We start from the raw sequence: 17,217 nt of genomic DNA, 5'->3' as shown, positions 1-17,217 counted from the left end.
GCGTAGCGTTGCATATAGCAACAGCAGAACCGGGAGGTCGAGATGGTCGCAGCAGCAGCGCGGGGCGCCGACGGAAGCCCGCGGCGCGCGGACGCCGCCGCCATCCTGAGCGCCCTCATCGTCGTCTCCCGCCGCGGCGTCGCCGACGCCCGGACCGCGCGCACCCGGCTCTCGATGACCGAGCAGTCGATCCTCGGCTACCTCGTCGAGCACCCGGGCGCCCGCTCCACCGACATCGCGCAGGCGTTCCGGCTGAACCGCTCGACCGTGTCCCGGCAGCTCGCCGGCCTCGTCCGCCTCGGCGTCGTGCGCGAGCTCGCCGACGCCTCGGGCCGAGGCACGCCCCTCGAACTCACCGAGGACGGGTGGGCCGCGTACCACGAGGCGATCGGCATCCTGCAGGGCGTCGTCGACCGCCACCTGTCCGACTGGAGCGATGACGAGGTGGCGCGTTTCGCGCGCGACCTGCAGCGCTTCAACCGCGACGCCGAGGGCGAGACCCGCCCCTGACGTCGCCCGAGCGGGAGGTCCGCCGCCGCTCGCGCAGCTCCACCAGAAGCTCCACAAGAGAAGAGGAATGACCATGCAACACATCACCGTGCTCGGCACCGGAGTGCTCGGCTCGCAGATCGCGTTCCAGACCGCGTACCACGGCTTCGACGTGGTGGCCTACGACGTCGACGAGCCCGCGCTCGCCGCGGCGAAGGACCGCTTCGCCAAGCTCGCCGAGACCTACCGCGCCGAGGGCGTGGCCGGCGCAGCCGAGGGCAAGGCCGAGGAGGCGCTCGCGCGCATCCGCACGAGCCACGTGCTCGCCGACGCCGTCGCCGACGCGGACCTCGTGATCGAGGCCGTGCCGGAGAACCCCGACATCAAGAAGTCCGTCTACGAGGAGCTCGGCCGGGTCGCCCCCGCCCGCACCATCTTCGCGACGAACTCCTCGACCCTGCTGCCGAGCGCCCTCGCGCCGTTCACCGGGCGGCCCGAGCAGTTCCTGGCGCTGCACTTCGCGAACCGCGTCTGGGCGCACAACACCGCCGAGGTGATGGGAACCGAGCAGACCGACCCGGCCGTGTACCGCGCGGTCGTCGAGTTCGCCGGGCAGATCGGCATGGTCCCGATCGAGATCAAGAAGGAGAAGGCCGGCTACCTGCTGAACTCGCTGCTCGTGCCGTTCCTGCAGGCCGCGGGCGAGCTGCTCGTCGACGGCATCGCCGAGCCCGAGGCGATCGACCAGACCTGGCGCATCGGCACCGGCGCGCCGATGGGGCCGTTCCAGATCTACGACATCGTCGGCCTGACGACGGCGTACAACATCTCGATGATGGGCGACGAGAAGCAACGCGCCTTCGCCGCGCTCATCAAGGAGCGCTACATCGACCAGGGCAAGCTCGGCGTCGCCACGGGCGAGGGCTTCTACACCTACCCCGCGGCCTGAGCCGCCGCCGGCTCCCGCGAACGACGGAACGCCCGCCCCTCCACTCGGAGGGGCGGGCGTTCTGCGTGGGGTGAGCGGCTAGCTCGTCTCGGCGGAGCCCGCCGAACGCTGGGCCGTGGCCGGAGCCCCGCCCTGGGCGTCGGCGGTCGCGCCGCCCTCGCTCAGGCCATCGCCATTGCCGCGCTCGCCGTCGACCGACTCGTCGTCGGCCTCGCCCGTGACGACGGTGCCGTCGCCGAGCGCCGCCTCGGCGTCGAGATCGGTGGCCGCCTGCTCGAACTGCGAGTTGTAGAGGCGGTAGTACGCGCCCTTCTTCTCGATCAGCTGCTCGTGGTTGCCCTGCTCGACGATGTCGCCGTGCTCCATCACGAGGATGAGGTCGGCGTCGCGGATCGTCGAGAGCCGGTGCGCGATCACGAAGGAGGTGCGCCCCTCGCGGAGCGCCGCCATCGCGTTCTGCAGCAGCAGTTCGGTGCGGGTGTCGACGGAGCTCGTCGCCTCGTCGAGGATCAGCACCGAGGGCTGCGACACGAACGCGCGGGCGATCGTGATGAGCTGCTTCTCGCCGGCGGACACGTTGGCGGCGTCCTCGTCGAGCACGGTGTCGTACCCGTCGGGCAGCGAGTGCACGAAGCGGTCCACGTAGGTGGCCTTCGCCGCGGCGACGATCTCGTCGTCGCTCGCCGACTGCCGGCCGTAGCGGATGTTCTCGCGGATCGTGCCGGCGAACAGCCACGGGTCCTGCAGCACCATGCCGGTGCGGGCGCGGACGTCGTGCCGGGTGAGCTCGGCGATGTCCTGGCCGTTCAGCAGGATGCGGCCGCCGTTCAGCTCGTAGAACCGCATGATGAGGTTCACGAGCGTCGTCTTACCGGCGCCCGTCGGCCCCACGATCGCGACGGTCTGCCCGGGTTCGACCCGGAACGAGAGGTCGCGGATGAGCGGCCGGTCGGGGTGGTACGCGAAGGAGACGTGCTCGAACTCGATCGTGCCGTCGCCGTTCGCCGGGGCGGGCGCGTCGGCCGCGTCGGCCTCCTGCTCGTCCTGGTCGAGCAGCTCGAAGACGCGCTCGGCCGAGGCCGTGCCCGACTGCACCACGGCGGCCATGCCGCCGAGCTCCGAGAGGGGCTGCGTGAACTGCTGCGAGTACTGGATGAACGCCTGCACGTCGCCGAGCCGCAGCTGGCCGCCGGCCACCATGAGCCCGCCGAGCACCGCGATGCCGACGTAGGTCAGGTTCCCGATGAACATCATCCCGGGCATCATGATGTTCGAGAGGAACTGCGCCTTGAACGAGGCGCGGTAGAGCTCCTCGTTCTCGGCCTTGAACGCCTCGAGGCTCGACTGCTCGCGGCCGAAGACCTTGACGAGCGCGTGACCGGAGAAGGACTCCTCGACGCGGGCGTTCAGCCGGCCGACCTTGCGCCACTGGATGCCGAAGGCCTTCTGCGACTTCGGGCCGATGATGCCGAAGATCACGGCCATGAGCGGCAGCGAGACGAGGGCGACGAGCGAGAGCTGCCACGAGATCGAGAACATCATGATGAGCACGCCGACCACGGTGAGCACCGCGGTGAGCGCCCCGGAGAGCGACTGCTGCATCATCTGGGTGATGTTGTCGATGTCGTTCGTCACGCGCGAGATCAGCTCGCCGCGCTGCACCTTGTCGAAGTAGCTGAGGGGCAGGCGGTTGATCTTCGCCTCGACCTCTTCGCGCAGGCGCCACATGGTGCGGACCATGATGACGTTGATCACGTAGCCCTGGAGCCAGGTGAGCACCGCCGCCGCGAAGTACAGGCCGAGCACCAGGATGATGACCTGGCTGAGGCGCACGAAGTCGATGCCCTCGCCGGGGACGACCCCGGCGGCGGCGACGATGTTCGCGATCTCCTCCTGGCCGGCTGCTCGGAGCTGCTCGACGGCCTGATCGGTCGTCGTTCCGGCCGGGAGCTGCGAGCCGATGACGCCGGCGAAGACGAGGTTGGTCGCCTCACCGAGCACCTTCGGGCCGAGCACGGTGAGCACCACGCCGACCGCGCCGAGGAGCGAGACCAGGGCGAAGGCGTACTTGTGCGGGGCCAGGAGGCCGAGGAGCCGGCCGAAGGACTGGCGGAAGTTCTTCGCCTTGCCGGGCGCGACCGCCCCCGACCAGTCGTCGGCGGAGATGCGAGCCTGCTCGGCGAGCTCGAGTTCGAGCTTCTCCTCTTCGCTGAGCTCCGGCTGCTGCGGGGTCGTGCGGGTCATCGTGCGGCCTCCACTCCGAGCTGGGATTCGACGATCTCGCGATACGTCTGGCACGTCTCGAGGAGCTCGGCGTGCGTGCCGACGCCCACCATGCCGCCGTCCTCGAGGACGACGATGCGGTCGGCGTCGGTGATCGTGGAGACGCGCTGCGCGACCACGATCTTGGTGACCTCGGGGAGCTCCCGCCAGAGCGCCTGGCGGAGTCTGGCGTCGGTCGTGAGGTCGAGCGCCGAGAACGAGTCGTCGAAGACGAGGATCTCGGGCGCGTGCACGATCGCCCGGGCGATGGCGAGCCGCTGACGCTGCCCGCCCGACACGTTGGTGCCGCCCTGCGCGATGCGGGCGTCGAGCCCGCCCGGCATCTCTTCGACGAAGTCGCGGCCCTGTGCGATCTCGAGCGCGTGCCAGAGCTCCTCGTCGGTGGCGTCCTCGCGGCCGAAGCGCAGGTTCGAGCCCACGGTGCCGCTGAACAGGAAGGGGCGCTGCGGCACGAGGCCGATCGTCTGCCAGAGCGCGTCGAGGTCGGCGCGGCGCACGTCGACGCCGTTCACGACGACCTCGCCGCTCGTCGCGTCGAACAGCCGCGGGATGAGCGAGACGAGCGTCGTCTTGCCGGCGCCGGTGGAGCCGACGATGGCGACGGTCTCGCCGCGGGCGGCGCTGAAGGAGATGCCCTCGAGCACGGGGTGCTCGGCGCCGGGGTAGGTGAACGCCGCGTCGCGGAAGGTCACCGTGCCGGTCTCGGGGAACTCGCTGATGGCGTCGGCCGGGCGCTCGAGGGAGGTGTCGGCGTGCAGCACCTCGCCGATGCGGTCGGCCGAGACCGCCGCACGCGGGATCATCATCGTCATGAAGCTCGCCATGAGCACGCCGCCGAGGATGATGCCGATGTACTGCATGAAGGCGAGGAGCGTGCCGATCTGCACGCCGCCCTGGTCGACCTCGATCGCGCCGAACCAGATCACCGCGATGGTGGTGACGTTCAGGATCAGCATGAAGAGGGGGAAGAGCAGCACGAAGAGCGAGCCGACCTTGCGGCCGACGACCATGATGTCGGTGTTCGCCTCGCGGAAGCGCTCTTCTTCGATCGGCTCGCGCACGAAGGCGCGGATGACGCGGATGCCGGTGAGCTGCTCGCGCATGACCCGGTTCACGCCGTCGAGCTTGCGCTGGTAGGAGCGGAACAGCGGCACCATGCGGCCGATGACGAGGGCGGCGAGCACGAGCAGGGTCGGCACTGCGACGCCGATGATCCAGCTCAGCCCGACGTCCTGCTGGAGCGCCATGATGATGCCGCCGATCGCGAGCAGCGGCGCCGTCACGAGGAACGTCGCCGCCATCATCGCGAGCATCTGCACCTGCTGCACGTCGTTCGTGTTGCGGGTGATGAGCGAGCCGGGGCCGAACTTCGACACCTCGCGCTCGGAGAAGCTCGAGACGCGCTCGAAGACGTCGTTGCGGATGTCGCGGCCGAGCTGCATGGCCGCGCGAGCGGCGAAGTACGTGGCGATGATCGAGCACAGGATCTGGCCGAGCGAGATCGTGAGCATGAAGGTGCCCGTCGACCAGATGTAGGCGGTGTCGCCGCGGGAGACGCCCTCGTCGACGATGTCGGCGTTCAGGCGCGGGAGGTAGAGGCTCGCGAGTGCGGAGAGGAACTGGAAGACCAGCACCCCCAGCAAGAGCCATTTGTACGGTTTGAGGTATCTGACGAGCAGCTTTGCAAGCACGGGAGACTCCGGGATTCGATCGTGTCGGTGCGGAGGGACGCTCCATTGTGCAGCGCCCCGCCGACATCCGCGTACGCGGTCCGCGAACGCAAGGAAAATCACGATATATCGCGTTCGACGAGGAGTCACGATATATCGTGTTTTGAAATCCCGCAACCACCGCTCGGGGGAGGCGGCATGGTCCCGGGGTACCATCTCCGTTCCGATCGGCATCCCAGTGCCGGCGCAGCATGGCGACCCATCCGCGCCCGGCGTCGGGCCTCCCGATTAGACTCGCCCGCGTGACCGGCCTGACCACCGCCCCGGGCGCGAGCGCCCCGCGTTTCCCCCTCGACACCGAGGCGGTGCCCCGTGCGCCGCGCGCCGCGGCGCTGCTCGACGCCCTGCGCAGCCGGGTGGTCATCGCCGACGGCGCGATGGGCACCATGCTGCAGCAGCACGAGCTCTCCCTCGAGGCCGACTTCGAGGGGCACGAGGGCTGCAACGAGATCCTGAACGTCACGCGCCCCGACGTCATCGGCGGCATCCACGACGCCTATCTCGCCGTCGGCATCGACGCCGTCGAGACGAACACCTTCGGCGCCAACTGGTCGAACCTCTCCGACTACGGCATCGACGAGCGCATCGCCGAGCTCGCCGAGGCGGGCGCCCGCATCGCCCGCGAGCGCGTCGAGGCCGCCGAGCGCGCCGACGGGCGCCTCCGCTGGGTGCTCGGCTCCATGGGCCCCGGCACGAAGCTGCCGAGCCTCGGCCACACCACGTACGAGCACCTCAAGCAGACCTTCGCCCTGCAGGCCGAAGGGCTCATCGACGGCGGCGCCGACGCCTTCCTCATCGAGACCTCGCAGGACCTGCTGCAGACGAAGGCCGCGGTGAACGGCTGCAAGCAGGCGATCGTCGCCCGCGGCATCCGCCTGCCCATCCTCGTCGAGGTGACCGTCGAGACCACCGGCACCATGCTCATGGGCTCCGAGATCGGCGCGGCCCTCACCGCGCTCGAACCCCTCGGCGTCGACGCGATCGGCCTGAACTGCGCCACGGGCCCGGCTGAGATGAGCGAGCACCTCCGCCACCTCTCCAAGCACTCGCCCGTGCCGGTCGCGTGCATGCCGAACGCCGGCCTGCCGGTGCTCGGCGCCGACGGCGCGCACTACCCGCTCACCCCAGCCGAGCTGGCGACGGCGCACGAGCAGTTCGTGCGCGAGTTCGGCCTCGCCCTCGTCGGCGGCTGCTGCGGCACGACGCCCGAGCACCTCGCCGCGGTCGTCGCGCGGCTCCGGCCCGAGGGAGCGGATGCCTCGGCGCCCGTCGTCGGCGAGGCATCCCGCCGCCCGCGCATCGAGCCGGGCGTCGCCTCGCTCTACCAGCACGTGCCCTTCGACCAGGATGCCGCGTACCTCGCGATCGGCGAGCGCACCAACGCGAACGGCTCGAAGGCGTTCCGCGAGGCCATGCTCGAGGGACGCTACGAGGACTGCGTCGAGATCGCGAAGCAGCAGACCCGCGTCGGCGCCCACCTCCTCGACGTCTGCGTCGACTACGTCGGCCGCGACGGCGTCGCCGACATCCGCGAGATCGTCTCCCGGCTCGCGAGCGCCTCGACCCTGCCGCTCGTCGTCGACTCCACCGAGCCCGCCGTGATCGCCGCCGGGCTCGAGTTGATCGGCGGCCGGCCCGTCGTGAACTCCGTCAACTATGAGGACGGCGACGGCCCCGCCTCCCGCTTCGGCCGCATCATGCCGCTCGTGAAGGAGCACGGCGCCGCCGTCGTCGCCCTGACGATCGACGAGCAGGGGCAGGCGCGCACCGCCGACGACAAGGTGCGCATCGCCACCCGCCTCGTCGAGGAGCTCACGGGGGAGTGGGGGCTGCATGAGCACGACATCGTGCTCGACGCGCTCACCTTCCCGATCGCGACCGGTCAGGAGGAGACGCGCCGCGACGCGATCGAGACGATCGAGGCGATCCGCCGCCTGCACGAGACGTACCCGGGGCTGCACTTCACGCTCGGCGTCTCCAACGTCTCCTTCGGGTTGAACCCGGCCGCTCGCAGCGTGCTGAACTCCGTCTTCCTGCACGAGGCGGTCGAGGCGGGCCTCGACTCCGGCATCATCGACGCCGCCAAGATCGTGCCGCTCGCCTCGCTCTCGCCCGAGCAGCGCGAGGTCGCCCTCGACCTCGTCTGGGACCGCCGCGCCTTCGACGCCGAGGGCAACGTCACCTCCGACCCGCTGGCCCGCATGCTCGACCTCTTCGCCGGCGTCGACACCGCCGCGCTCCGCGACCAGCGCGCCGCCGAGCTCGCCGCCCTTCCCGTCGGCGAGCGCCTCGAACGCCGCATCGTCGACGGCGAGGGCAAGGGGCTCGAAGCCGACCTCCAGCTCGCGCTCGCCGACGGCATGACGGCGCTCGGCATCATCAACGACCACCTGCTCGAGGGCATGAAGGCCGTCGGCGAACGCTTCGGCGCGGGCGAGATGCAGCTGCCCTTCGTGCTGCAATCGGCCGAGGTCATGAAGAACGCCGTCGCCCTGCTCGAACCGCACATGGAGAAGGCGGATGCCGCGGGCAAGGGCCGCATCGTCCTCGCCACCGTGCGCGGCGACGTGCACGACATCGGCAAGAACCTCGTCGACATCATCCTGACGAACAACGGCTACGAGGTGATCAACCTCGGCATCAAGCAGCCCATCGCGGACATCATCGCCGCCGCCGAGCAGCACGACGCCGACGTGATCGGCATGTCCGGGCTGCTCGTGAAGTCCACGGTCGTCATGAAGGAGAACCTCGAGGAGCTGAACGCCCGAGGCCTCGCGAAACGCTGGCCCGTCATCCTCGGCGGCGCGGCGCTCACCCGCACCTACGTGGAAGACGACCTCGCCGGCCTCTTCGACGGCGAGGTCCGATACGCGCGCGACGCCTTCGAAGGACTCGCCCTGATGGAGCCGCTCGTGCGCATCGCCCGCGGCGCCGACCCCGCCGAGGTGGGGTTGCCGGCGCTGAAGAAGCGCATCCACTCCGCCGGCTCACGGCTGACGCTCACCGAGCCCGACGCGATGCCCGCGCGCTCCGACGTCGCGCGCGACAACGCCGTGCCCGCCCCGCCGTTCTGGGGCACCCGCATCGTGCGCGGCATCGCGCTCGCCGACTACGCGGCGTTCCTCGACGAGCGGGCGACGTTCCTCGGCCAGTGGGGGCTGAAGCCCGGCCGCGGCGACGGCGGCGCGAGCTACGAGGAACTCGTCGAGCGCGAGGGGCGGCCGAGACTCCGGTACTGGCTCGACCGCATCCTCGCCGAGGGCATGCTCGACGCCTCGGTCGCGTACGGCTACTTCCCGGTCGTCTCCGAGGGCGACGACGTCGTGATCCTGCACCACGGCGACGATCCGCAGGGGGTGCTGGGCAGGGCTGGCCTGCTCGCGCCCGACGGCGGCTCGGGCGGCGAGCTCGGTGCCGAGCGGCTGCGTTTCCGCTTCCCGCGGCAGCGTCGCGACCGTCACCTTTGCCTCGCCGACTTCGTGCGGTCGCGGGAGTCGGGCGCGGTCGATGTCCTGCCCGTGCAGCTCGTCACGGCGGGCGCGAGCATCGACGCGGTCACCGCGAAGCTCTTCGCCGAGAACCGCTACCGCGACTACTACGAGCTGAACGGCCTCGTCATGCAGCTCACCGAGGCGCTCGCCGAGTTCTGGCACGCGCGCATCCGGGCGGAGCTCGGCTTCGCCGCCGAGGACCCGGCGGATGCCGCGGGTCTCTTCAAGCTCGAGTACCGGGGTGCGCGGTTCTCGCTCGGCTACCCCGCCTGCCCCGACATGGAGGACCGCCGCAAGGTCGTCGAGCTGCTGCGCCCAGAGCGCATGGGGGTTGAGCTGAGCGAGGAGCTGCAGCTGCACCCCGAGCAGTCGACGGATGCCTTCGTGTTCCACCACCCCGAGGCGAAGTACTTCTCCGTCTGACTGGCCCCCTGAGCCCGTCGAACGGCTGGTTCCCTGAGCTCGTCGAAGGGTTGGTCCCCTGAGCTCGTCGAAGGGGCGTCCGCTTCGACGGGCTCAGCGAACCAGGCTCAGCGAACCAGGCTCAGCGAACCAGGCTCGTCGAACCACGGGCCCAGCCCTCAGCGCAGCGCGTCGCGCGGCAACTTCGCCCGCCGCAGGGCCGCGAGCACCGCCGGCCCCGCCACCGCCAGGCCGATCACCGTCGTGATGGCGCGCAGCGTGTCCCAGCTGGCGGTCGACGTGATCAGCGAGTACAGCAGGAAGCTGCCGAGGTTCTCGCCGAGCGACGCGCCCGGCTCGTAGGAGATCCCGGCACCGGTGCCGACGGCGAACGGCCAGTACCAGAAGTTCATGACGAGCCCGAAGGCGTACGAGGCGAGCACGCCGTAGCCCGCGAGCATGGCGATCTCGGCGAGGGTCGCGCGCGGTCCGCGGAGGCGGGGGAGTAGCCCAGCCCCGGCGCCGACCCAGCCGCACGCGAACATCTGGAACGGCGTCCACGGCCCGAAGCCGCCCTGCAGCGTCGAGGACAGCAGGATCACGAACACCCCGAGCAGGAATCCGAAGCGCGCCCCGTACGCCCGCCCGGTGAGGATCAGCAGCACGAACACCGCCTCGATGCCGCCGACGCCGGTACCGACCACCCGCACCGCGGCCCCGACCGCGGTGAGTGTGCCGAGCAGCGCGAGCACCTTCGCGGAGCGCACGCTCCCGTCGAGCACGAACACGAGCGTCACCGCGGCGAGCGGCGCGAGGGCGAGCGCGACGAACGGCACCGCGCCCTGCGCCTCCGCCGGCACGGCCGGGGCGAACAGCGGCCAGGCGAACGCCGCCGCGGCGAGCAGGTGGCCGCCCCAGACGAGCGGGGTCTGCACTCGGGGGCTCCACTTCACGACGACACCGCCGTCCGCAGGGCGCCGGCGCCGAGGCGGCCGTCGCGCATCTCGACGGTGCGCTCGGCGAGCTCGCGCGCGAAGCCGTGGTCGTGGGTGGCGATCGCGACCGCGCGGCCCTCGCCGGCGACCGTGCGCAGCGCCGCCGCGACGAGCGATCTGGCGCGGGCGTCGAGGCCGCGGGTGGGCTCGTCGATGAGCAGCACCGAGGCATCCGCCGCCAGCTGGATCGCGATCGCGAGGCAGCGCCGCTCGCCGGTGGAGAGGTCCCGCGGATGGCTCGCGAGCAGCCGCGCGGCGGTGGTGGTGCCGTTCTGCGCGCCGAGGAAGGCGAGGAAGCGGGCGCGCGTCGTGCCGGTCACCGCACCGGCCTCGCGGTCGGCCCGGCGGCATTCGTCCTCGGCGCTCGTCGCGCAGAGCAGGTCGTCGGACGCCTCGGGCACGAGGGCGACCGCCGCGCGCCGACTCCGGCGCCGCAGGCGCGCCACGTCGGTTCCGTTCACGCGGACGGCGCCCGCGTCCTTCGGCAGCGCGAGGGCGAGCAGCAGAGTGGACTTGCCGGCGCCGTTGGGGCCGGTGAGCGCGACGATCTCGCCCGCGCAGAGATCGAGGGATGCCTCGTCGACCGCGACCCGGCCGCCGAGCACGACGTGGATGCCGCGGGCCTCGAGCCGTGCCTCGCCCGTCGTCCCGCTCGCGGGGCGGTCGCCGCTCGCGGCATCCGCCCCGTCCGCCGGCTCGAGCTGCGCGCCGGTCGGAATGCGCACGACGCGGCCGTCGCGGATGTCGAAGCGGGCGTCGGCGACCGCGGCGAGCTCGCCGACGCGGTGCTCGGCGACGACGACGCAGACGCCGTGCTCGTGGGCGAGGGAGTCGAGCAGGGCGCGGATCCGCAGCCGCGCCTCGGCGTCGAGGTCGGCGAGCGGCTCGTCGACGAGGAGGATGCGCGGGCGCTCGACGAGCGCGGCGGCGATCGCGACGAGGGTCGCCTCGCCGGCCGACAGGGCGCGGATGTCCCGGCCGAGCAACGCCGTCACGCCGACGCGCGCCGCGGCCTCGGCGACGCGGGCGGAGACGATCGAGGCGACGACGCCGCGGGCGGTCGGGGCGAACCCGATCTCGTCGGCGACGGTCTCGCTCGCGAAGCCGATCCGCGGGTTCTGCAGCACGACACCGACGAAACCGGCGGTCTCGCGCGGCGGGACGGTGCGGCGGTCGATGCCGCCGACCCGCGCGGAGCCGTGCAGCTCGCCGTCGTCGAAGTGCGTGTGCAGGCCGCTCAGCGCGTGCAGCATGGTCGATTTGCCCGAGCCGGTCGGGCCGCTCACGAGCACGAGGCTGCCGGCGGGTACGACGAACTCGTCGACGGCGAGCGTCCACCCCTCGACGGGCGCACCGGGGTCGGCGTCCGCGGCGTCCGCGCACGCGCCGTACGCGAGCACGACGTTGCGGAACTCGATCGGGGTCGCGTTCCCGGCGTCCACCGAGCGCTGCGCGCCGAAGCCGCGCACCTCCATCGCCGCGGCGATCGCGACGGCGCGCTCGACGGTGCGCTCGAGGAGGGGCACGAGCAGGGCGGCGGCGCCGCGGGAGCCGCGGAGCTTGCGGGCGAGCGCCACCTGGCGGACCGCGTCGCCGAGCGCGGGGACCGTCGCCCAGGCGATCACCAGGGTGCGCGCCGCCCCGCGGAGCGGCCCGCCGCGCGCACCGCGGGCGAAGAGCTTCGACAGGTCGATGCACGCGTTGATCGCCCCGAACGCGAAGATGACGGCCGCGATGGGCAGGGCGCTCTCGACCGAGCTCCAGAGTCCGCCGCTCGTGATGGGCCCGAGCATCGTGACGTGCGCGAACGGGGTGGGCAGGCGCACGACCGGCAGGTCGAGCAGCACGGCACCGCTGCCGTCGACGCCGTGGAAGAGGATGCGGTACAGCACGCGCACGACGATGAATCCGACGGCGAGGATCGCCGCGTGCCGCAGCGGTGCGGCTCGGATTCGGAACATGGCGTGACCCGGGGAGGTGGAAGGCGCCGGCGGGATCACTCCGCGGGCGCGGCCGGTTCGTCGTTGAGGGTGAAGAGGAGCTCGACGGCGTCGCCGGGCTGCAGTTCGAGGGTGCTGAGGCCCTCCTGCGCGTAGCCCCACTCGCCGTCGGCCGGCTTCTGCCACAGCGCCCAGTACGCGAACGCGGCCGGCATCGCTTCGCAGGCCTCGTGGTACTCGCTGCCGTCTGCGGCCGGGATCGCGAGGTCCTGCTGCGGCACGCCGTTCACCCGGCAGACGACCTGGTCGCCGTACTGCGCGGTGCCCTCGGTCTCGACGCCGGCGCGGGCGAGCGCGTCGGCCGCGATCATCGGATCTTCGGTGATCACGCAGCTGTCGACCGAGGCGTCGTCGGTGAGCTCGAGGTCGCCGGTGTCGACGATGACCGTGATGCCGCTGCAGGTGCCGGTCGCCGGCTCGGTGGCCGCGGCGTCAGTGGCGGCGGGCGACGGGGCGGGCTGCCCGGTGCAGCCGGCGAGCGCGAGCGCGGTCAGTGCGGCCGCGGCGAGCAGGGAGGCGCGAGTGGGGGAGATCACGTTCCCAAGCGTAGGGGGGTCAGAGATCGGATGTCGCGCTGCGACGCGCTGGGATGCGGCGGATGCGGGCCTGTGGACAGTCGGCCGCCCGGGTGGGCGGAGTCGCCTAGCGTGCAGGGATGCCTCGAACCCGTCGATCCCTCGTCGCCGCTGCGCTGGTGCTCGGCCTGGCCGCCGCGCTCGCCGGGTGCGATGCGGAGCCCGCCGAGCCGCCCTCGGCGCCGCCCACGTCGCCGGCACCGCCGATCTTCGCGAGCGACGAGGAGGCCCTCGCCGCCGCCGAGGACGCGTATGCCGCGTATGCGGCCGTGGATGCCGAAATCAGCGCCAAGGGCGGCGCGGATCGGGCAGGACTGAGCGAAGTGGTGGGCCCGCCGTTCCTGGAAGAGTTGAACTCTGATTACGACGAGATGGCCCGATTGGGCTATAGAGCTACCGGTGCGGTTGAGCTCAGGTCGATCCGGCTGGTCGAGTACGTGGCGACTGCCGACCCCGAGATCATCCGTGCCTACGCGTGCATCGGCGTCGGTGAGACAAGGATCTTTGACAGTCGTGGGACCGACGTGACGCCAGATGATCGCAAAGCCGATGTTGCCGTGATTCTGGAGTTTGGGGCCTCGGAGGATCAAGTGCGGCTTGTTAGGAGTGAAGCGTGGGACGGCGACACCTTCTGTCAGTAGTTGCAGTGATGGCGGTCGTCGCTGCGTCCCTCGTGGCCACGACGCCTGCATTTGCATGCACGGCTTCGGCGATCAAAGGCGGTGTCTGTGGGTCTGATGTGTCTGCAGGGGGAGGAATCGTCGCCGATGGGGTTGATGTCTGGGCAACGCTCGAGTCCCCGAGTGACGCCCAAGAGCAGCCACATGAAGGCAACGAGGGGCGAACTGCGCCGATCGTGACTGAGGCACCCCCACCCCCACCCCCGCCGGCGAACTGCAGCCCGATGAACCCGGCGATCTGTGCGGTTCCGGAGAGCGAGGAGCCGCCGCCCTCGGATCCGGCACTGCCTGAGCCGGCACTCACGCTCCGCGACCTCGCCTCGTTCAACCCTGGGCCGTCCGGGCTCGCGAGCGAGCCGTCGGGCTGGGCGATCGTCGGGCGGCCGGTGAACCTCCTCGCCGATGCCGGCGTCGTCGCACGCAGCGGCACGTTGCTGGGGCGCCCGGTCGAGGTCGTGTTCACCCCGGTTTCGTACGAGTGGTCCGCGTCGACGGGTGAGCGGGTCGTGACCGAATCCGCAGGCCGCAGCTGGGATGCGCTCGGTCTCCCGGAACTCGCGGTCACCGACAGCTCGCTCCGCCTCCAGCGCGCGGGGCGCGTCACCGTGCGTCTGACCGTGCACTACGCCGCCGAGTACCGCTTCGCGGGGTCCGCGTGGCGAGGCATCCCCGGCACTCTGCCGGTCGAGGCCGGCGAGCTCGAGCTGCTGGTCGGCACGTTCGAAACCGTGCTCACCGACGGCGATTGCCGGGCGAATCCCAGCGGGCCGGGATGCTGATCGGCGTCACACTCCGACACACAGCCGGATCCTGTGCCGATTTCGTGATGTGGAGAGTCTTCCGATGGAAGACACAGGTGGGCTATGTTAGCCAGTACTCCAACTCAGCGGGCGTCCGCCCGTGCCTCCACGTTGATTGCCCGGGGGCGGATCCATCCGTGCGGCATGACCCGATTCGAGTGCGGCCGCCATGAGCGTTCCGCCTCGGCCCCCGCGGGGCATCCGCGGAGCGCGACGACCGGTCCGGTCGCCTGCGCAGGGCGGGCACGAGCCGCCCATAGGCACGAACGAAGGAAACACAGCATGGCAACCGGAACCGTCAAGTGGTTCAACGCCGAAAAGGGCTACGGCTTCATCTCCCCGGACGACGGCAGCGCTGACGTCTTCGCGCACTTCAGCGCGATCGACGGCAACGGCTACCGCTCGCTCGACGAGGGGCAGAAGGTCGAGTTCGACGTCGCGCAGGGTCAGAAGGGCCCGCAGGCGGAGAAGATCCGCGCGATCTGATCTCGGCACCGAACGACCTGAACGCCGCGGGGTGAACTCCCCGCGGCGTTCATCGTTTCCGGGCGCCGTCCAGGTGCCGACCGGCTGCCGGGCCGCCCCAGCGTCGCCACAGCTTCGGCGAATACGCTCGCGGGAATCGGATCGCCCGGTCCGGCGACACGCACCTGGAAGGAACCAGTCCGATGCAGTGCCCCGTTGACGGCGCCGTGCTCGTGATGAGCGAGCGCAGCGGAATCGAGATCGACTACTGCCCCACCTGCCGCGGCGTCTGGCTCGACCGTGGCGAGCTCGACAAGGTCCTCGAGCGCGCGGCTCGCGAGCTGGGTGCGCAGGCGCCCCAGCAGCCCGCCCCGCCGCAGCAGCCGCAGTACCAGCAGCCGCAGTACCAGCAGCCCGCGCAGCAGGGCGGTCAGAATCCGATGGACCTGCTGCGTCAGATGACCGGACAGGGCCAGGGCTACGAGCAGGGCCACTACCGCAAGAAGAAGAAGGAGAGCTGGCTCTCCGAGCTCTTCGACTGAGCCGTCCCACCCCGCCGGCTCCACACTGACGAGAGGGTCGCATTCCGACACTGGGATGCCCGAGATGGGCACCGGATGTCGGAATGCGACCCTTTCGCCGCGGGAGCGCGGGAGCGCGGGAGCGCGGAAGCGCGGGAGCGCGCCCGGCGCGCTACGCCTGCGGGCTGCCCGAGATGTTCACGACCCAGCTGATCCCGAAGCGGTCGACCAGCATGCCGAACGCGTCGCCCCACGGCGCGACGACGAGCGGCTCCACGACGGTGCCGCCGTCGACGAGCCGGTCGTAGTAGCCGCGCAGCACGGCGTCGTCGTCGCCCGAGAGCGAGACCGAGAATCCGGCGGCTGGGCGGTACTCGAGGTGCGACGGGGTGTCGGCCGCCATCAGCGTGACGCCGTGGTCGCCGTCGATCTGGCCGTGCATGATCTTGTCGGCGTCGGCCGCGTCGTCGGCCTGGCCGAAGTCGGCGAAGGTCGACATGTTCAGCGTGCCGCCGAACACCGAGTGGTAGAACTCGAGCGCCTGGCGCGCCTCGTCGCGGAAGTTCAGGTACGGATTCAGCGTGACGGACATCACTGCTCCTTCGATCGAATCGGCTTTCGCGCCGATTCTGCTCCCCTCGTCGGCCGCGCGCGAGGGGTGCGCGGATATCGGGGCCGACGAGTTTCGGAGATCGCTTGACGCGCAGGGCGCCCCGGCGTATGGTAATCAACCAGATGGTTGATCAAGCGACAGATTGATCAAGAACGGCACTGAACGAGAGGGGGCGCGAGATGATCCTGGACCCGTCGTCCGACGAGCGCCTCGACCGCGCCTTCCTCGCCCTCGCCGACCCGGTGCGCCGCCGCATCATCGCCCGCCTGAGCCGCGGGCCCGCGACGGTCAACGAGCTCGCCGAGCCGTTCGCCATCAGCAAGCAGGCGGTGTCGAAGCACATCCAGGTGCTCGAGCACGCGGGGCTCGTCACGCGCACGCGCGACGCGCAGCGTCGGCCCGTGCACCTCGACCCCGCCGCCCTCGAAGCCCTCACCGCGTGGATCGACCGCTACCGGCTGATCCACGAGCAGCGTTTCCGTTCGCTCGACGCGCTGCTCGCCGACGACCCGCCAGCGGGCGGGTCGCCTTCCACGAAGCAGGATGCCTCGGCCGAGGCATCCGACCCGGGCGCCGGCGCCGCCGGCCCCGCACCGGAATCGAGTCCATCATGACGAACCCCGTCACCATCACCGCCCCCGAAGGCCTGCCCTTCATCGACATCGTCCGCGAGTTCGACGCGCCGGTCGAACGCCTCTTCCGGGCGCATCGCGAGCCCGAGCTCGTGAAGCAGTGGCTCGGGCCGAACGGCTACGAGATGCAGATCGAGCAGTGGGACTTCGTGAGCCACGGCGGCTACCGCTACGTCCACGTCGACGGTCAGGGCGAGCGCTACGCGTTCAACGGCAGCTTCCACTCCGTGCGCGAGAACGAGCTCGCCGTGCAGACCTTCGAGTTCGAGGGTTACCCCGACGTCGTGGCCATCGAGACGATCCGGTTCGAGGACCTCGGCGGCGGTCGCACCCGGCTCGCCATCCACTCGGTCTACCCGAGCGTCGAGGCCCGCGACGGCATGGTCGCGAGCGGCATGGAGCGCGGCCTCACCGAGAGCTACGCCCGCCTCGACGACGTGGTCGCCTGAGCGATCGGAGCAGCGGGGGGGGGGGGGAAGAGAGGGGGGAAGGGAAGGGTGGGTGCGGTGGTGGGGGGGGTTGTCCCCCCCGCGACGATCTGTTATCCGGGGCCCCCCCGGCACCCCCCCGCGCCCGCGGGGCTCGCGCCGAG

15 protein-coding genes are annotated in these 17,217 nt (G+C 71.2%); 9 read left to right on the top strand and 6 right to left on the bottom strand.

The window, feature by feature from the left end; all coding sequences use genetic code 11:
* The first annotated feature begins 42 nt into the window (after positions 1-42).
* Positions 43-510, top strand: coding sequence for a MarR family winged helix-turn-helix transcriptional regulator (locus ACFWE1_RS05755; protein ID WP_376932518.1), 468 nt, complete (start codon positions 43-45; stop codon positions 508-510).
* 73 nt (positions 511-583) lie between these two features.
* Complete coding sequence (locus tag ACFWE1_RS05750; RefSeq protein WP_376932517.1) at positions 584-1,438, top strand: 3-hydroxyacyl-CoA dehydrogenase; 855 nt, start codon at positions 584-586, stop codon at positions 1,436-1,438.
* A gap of 78 nt (positions 1,439-1,516) precedes the next feature.
* On the opposite strand, the gene ACFWE1_RS05745 is transcribed toward ACFWE1_RS05750, so the two are convergent.
* Together ACFWE1_RS05745 and ACFWE1_RS05740 are read right to left on the bottom strand one after the other, a co-directional pair.
* Entirely contained in the window at positions 1,517-3,682 is a 2,166-nt protein-coding gene (locus ACFWE1_RS05745) for an ABC transporter ATP-binding protein (protein WP_376932516.1), read from the bottom strand.
* Positions 3,679-5,412, bottom strand: a complete 1,734-nt coding sequence (locus tag ACFWE1_RS05740; protein ID WP_376932515.1) for an ABC transporter ATP-binding protein — start codon at positions 5,410-5,412, stop codon at positions 3,679-3,681. The genes ACFWE1_RS05745 and ACFWE1_RS05740 overlap by 4 nt, the downstream gene beginning before the upstream one ends.
* A gap of 416 nt (positions 5,413-5,828) precedes the next feature.
* On the opposite strand from ACFWE1_RS05740, the gene metH reads away from it, so the two are divergent.
* Positions 5,829-9,365: a methionine synthase gene (metH, locus tag ACFWE1_RS05735; protein WP_376933072.1), complete on the top strand. Its 3,537-nt coding sequence runs from the start codon at positions 5,829-5,831 to the stop codon at positions 9,363-9,365.
* 158 nt (positions 9,366-9,523) lie between these two features.
* Here metH and ACFWE1_RS05730 read toward each other — a convergent pair whose 3' ends face one another.
* Genes ACFWE1_RS05730 through ACFWE1_RS05720 form a run of 3 tightly spaced genes read right to left on the bottom strand, consistent with a single transcriptional unit; the run spans position 9,524 to position 12,875 of the window.
* Entirely contained in the window at positions 9,524-10,279 is a 756-nt protein-coding gene (locus ACFWE1_RS05730) for an ECF transporter S component (RefSeq protein WP_376932514.1), read from the bottom strand.
* A gap of 14 nt (positions 10,280-10,293) precedes the next feature.
* Positions 10,294-12,300, bottom strand: coding sequence for an ATP-binding cassette domain-containing protein (locus tag ACFWE1_RS05725; RefSeq protein WP_376932513.1), 2,007 nt, complete (start codon positions 12,298-12,300; stop codon positions 10,294-10,296).
* A gap of 35 nt (positions 12,301-12,335) precedes the next feature.
* The gene (locus ACFWE1_RS05720) at positions 12,336-12,875 is read right to left on the bottom strand and encodes a hypothetical protein (protein ID WP_376932512.1); all 540 of its coding nucleotides are present in this window, start codon (positions 12,873-12,875) and stop codon (positions 12,336-12,338) included.
* 119 nt (positions 12,876-12,994) lie between these two features.
* Here ACFWE1_RS05720 and ACFWE1_RS05715 point away from each other — a divergent pair, with 119 nt between their 5' ends.
* The 4 genes from ACFWE1_RS05715 (at position 12,995) to ACFWE1_RS05700 (ending at position 15,401) form a co-directional block, all read left to right on the top strand.
* Positions 12,995-13,555: a hypothetical protein gene (locus tag ACFWE1_RS05715; RefSeq protein WP_376932511.1), complete on the top strand. Its 561-nt coding sequence runs from the start codon at positions 12,995-12,997 to the stop codon at positions 13,553-13,555.
* Between the two features lie 263 nt (positions 13,556-13,818).
* Positions 13,819-14,373, top strand: a complete 555-nt coding sequence (locus ACFWE1_RS05710) for a hypothetical protein (protein ID WP_376932510.1) — start codon at positions 13,819-13,821, stop codon at positions 14,371-14,373.
* 303 nt (positions 14,374-14,676) lie between these two features.
* Positions 14,677-14,880, top strand: a complete 204-nt coding sequence (locus tag ACFWE1_RS05705; protein WP_189083548.1) for a cold-shock protein — start codon at positions 14,677-14,679, stop codon at positions 14,878-14,880.
* 182 nt (positions 14,881-15,062) lie between these two features.
* Positions 15,063-15,401 (top strand): zf-TFIIB domain-containing protein, encoded by a 339-nt coding sequence (locus ACFWE1_RS05700; protein WP_376932509.1) that lies wholly within the window; start codon positions 15,063-15,065, stop codon positions 15,399-15,401.
* Positions 15,402-15,552: 151 nt separating this feature from the next.
* Here the strand turns inward: ACFWE1_RS05700 and ACFWE1_RS05695 are convergent, their stop codons facing one another.
* Positions 15,553-15,972, bottom strand: coding sequence for a VOC family protein (locus ACFWE1_RS05695; protein ID WP_376932508.1), 420 nt, complete (start codon positions 15,970-15,972; stop codon positions 15,553-15,555).
* Between the two features lie 200 nt (positions 15,973-16,172).
* On the opposite strand from ACFWE1_RS05695, the gene ACFWE1_RS05690 reads away from it, so the two are divergent.
* Together ACFWE1_RS05690 and ACFWE1_RS05685 are read left to right on the top strand one after the other, a co-directional pair.
* A complete protein-coding gene (locus ACFWE1_RS05690) occupies positions 16,173-16,607 on the top strand; it encodes an ArsR/SmtB family transcription factor (protein WP_376932507.1) in 435 nt (144 codons plus the stop codon).
* The gene (locus ACFWE1_RS05685) at positions 16,604-17,074 is read left to right on the top strand and encodes an SRPBCC family protein (RefSeq protein WP_376932506.1); all 471 of its coding nucleotides are present in this window, start codon (positions 16,604-16,606) and stop codon (positions 17,072-17,074) included. The genes ACFWE1_RS05690 and ACFWE1_RS05685 overlap by 4 nt, the downstream gene beginning before the upstream one ends.
* The last annotated feature ends 143 nt before the right edge of the window (positions 17,075-17,217 follow it).

The sequence above is a fragment of the Agromyces sp. NPDC060279 genome (genome assembly GCF_042726785.1).
Taxonomy (GTDB): Bacteria; Actinomycetota; Actinomycetes; order Actinomycetales; family Microbacteriaceae; genus Agromyces.
Note: the sequence above shows the minus strand (reverse complement) of the source record. Positions and strands in the feature narration are given on the sequence as shown.

Excerpts from the sequence above, each read along its gene's own strand:
- ACFWE1_RS05755 (WP_376932518.1), top strand. The coding sequence starts at position 43 with ATGGTCGCAGCAGCAGCGCGGGGCGCCGACGGAAGCCCGCGGCGCGCG.
- ACFWE1_RS05750 (WP_376932517.1), top strand. The coding sequence starts at position 584 with ATGCAACACATCACCGTGCTCGGCACCGGAGTGCTCGGCTCGCAGATC.
- ACFWE1_RS05745 (WP_376932516.1), bottom strand. The coding sequence starts at position 3,682 with ATGACCCGCACGACCCCGCAGCAGCCGGAGCTCAGCGAAGAGGAGAAG.
- metH (WP_376933072.1), top strand. The coding sequence starts at position 5,829 with ATGGGCACCATGCTGCAGCAGCACGAGCTCTCCCTCGAGGCCGACTTC.
- ACFWE1_RS05725 (WP_376932513.1), bottom strand. The coding sequence starts at position 12,300 with ATGTTCCGAATCCGAGCCGCACCGCTGCGGCACGCGGCGATCCTCGCC.
- ACFWE1_RS05715 (WP_376932511.1), top strand. The coding sequence starts at position 12,995 with ATGCCTCGAACCCGTCGATCCCTCGTCGCCGCTGCGCTGGTGCTCGGC.
- ACFWE1_RS05710 (WP_376932510.1), top strand. The coding sequence starts at position 13,819 with ATGAACCCGGCGATCTGTGCGGTTCCGGAGAGCGAGGAGCCGCCGCCC.
- ACFWE1_RS05705 (WP_189083548.1), top strand. The coding sequence starts at position 14,677 with ATGGCAACCGGAACCGTCAAGTGGTTCAACGCCGAAAAGGGCTACGGC.
- ACFWE1_RS05700 (WP_376932509.1), top strand. The coding sequence starts at position 15,063 with ATGCAGTGCCCCGTTGACGGCGCCGTGCTCGTGATGAGCGAGCGCAGC.
- ACFWE1_RS05695 (WP_376932508.1), bottom strand. The coding sequence starts at position 15,972 with ATGTCCGTCACGCTGAATCCGTACCTGAACTTCCGCGACGAGGCGCGC.
- ACFWE1_RS05690 (WP_376932507.1), top strand. The coding sequence starts at position 16,173 with ATGATCCTGGACCCGTCGTCCGACGAGCGCCTCGACCGCGCCTTCCTC.
- ACFWE1_RS05685 (WP_376932506.1), top strand. The coding sequence starts at position 16,604 with ATGACGAACCCCGTCACCATCACCGCCCCCGAAGGCCTGCCCTTCATC.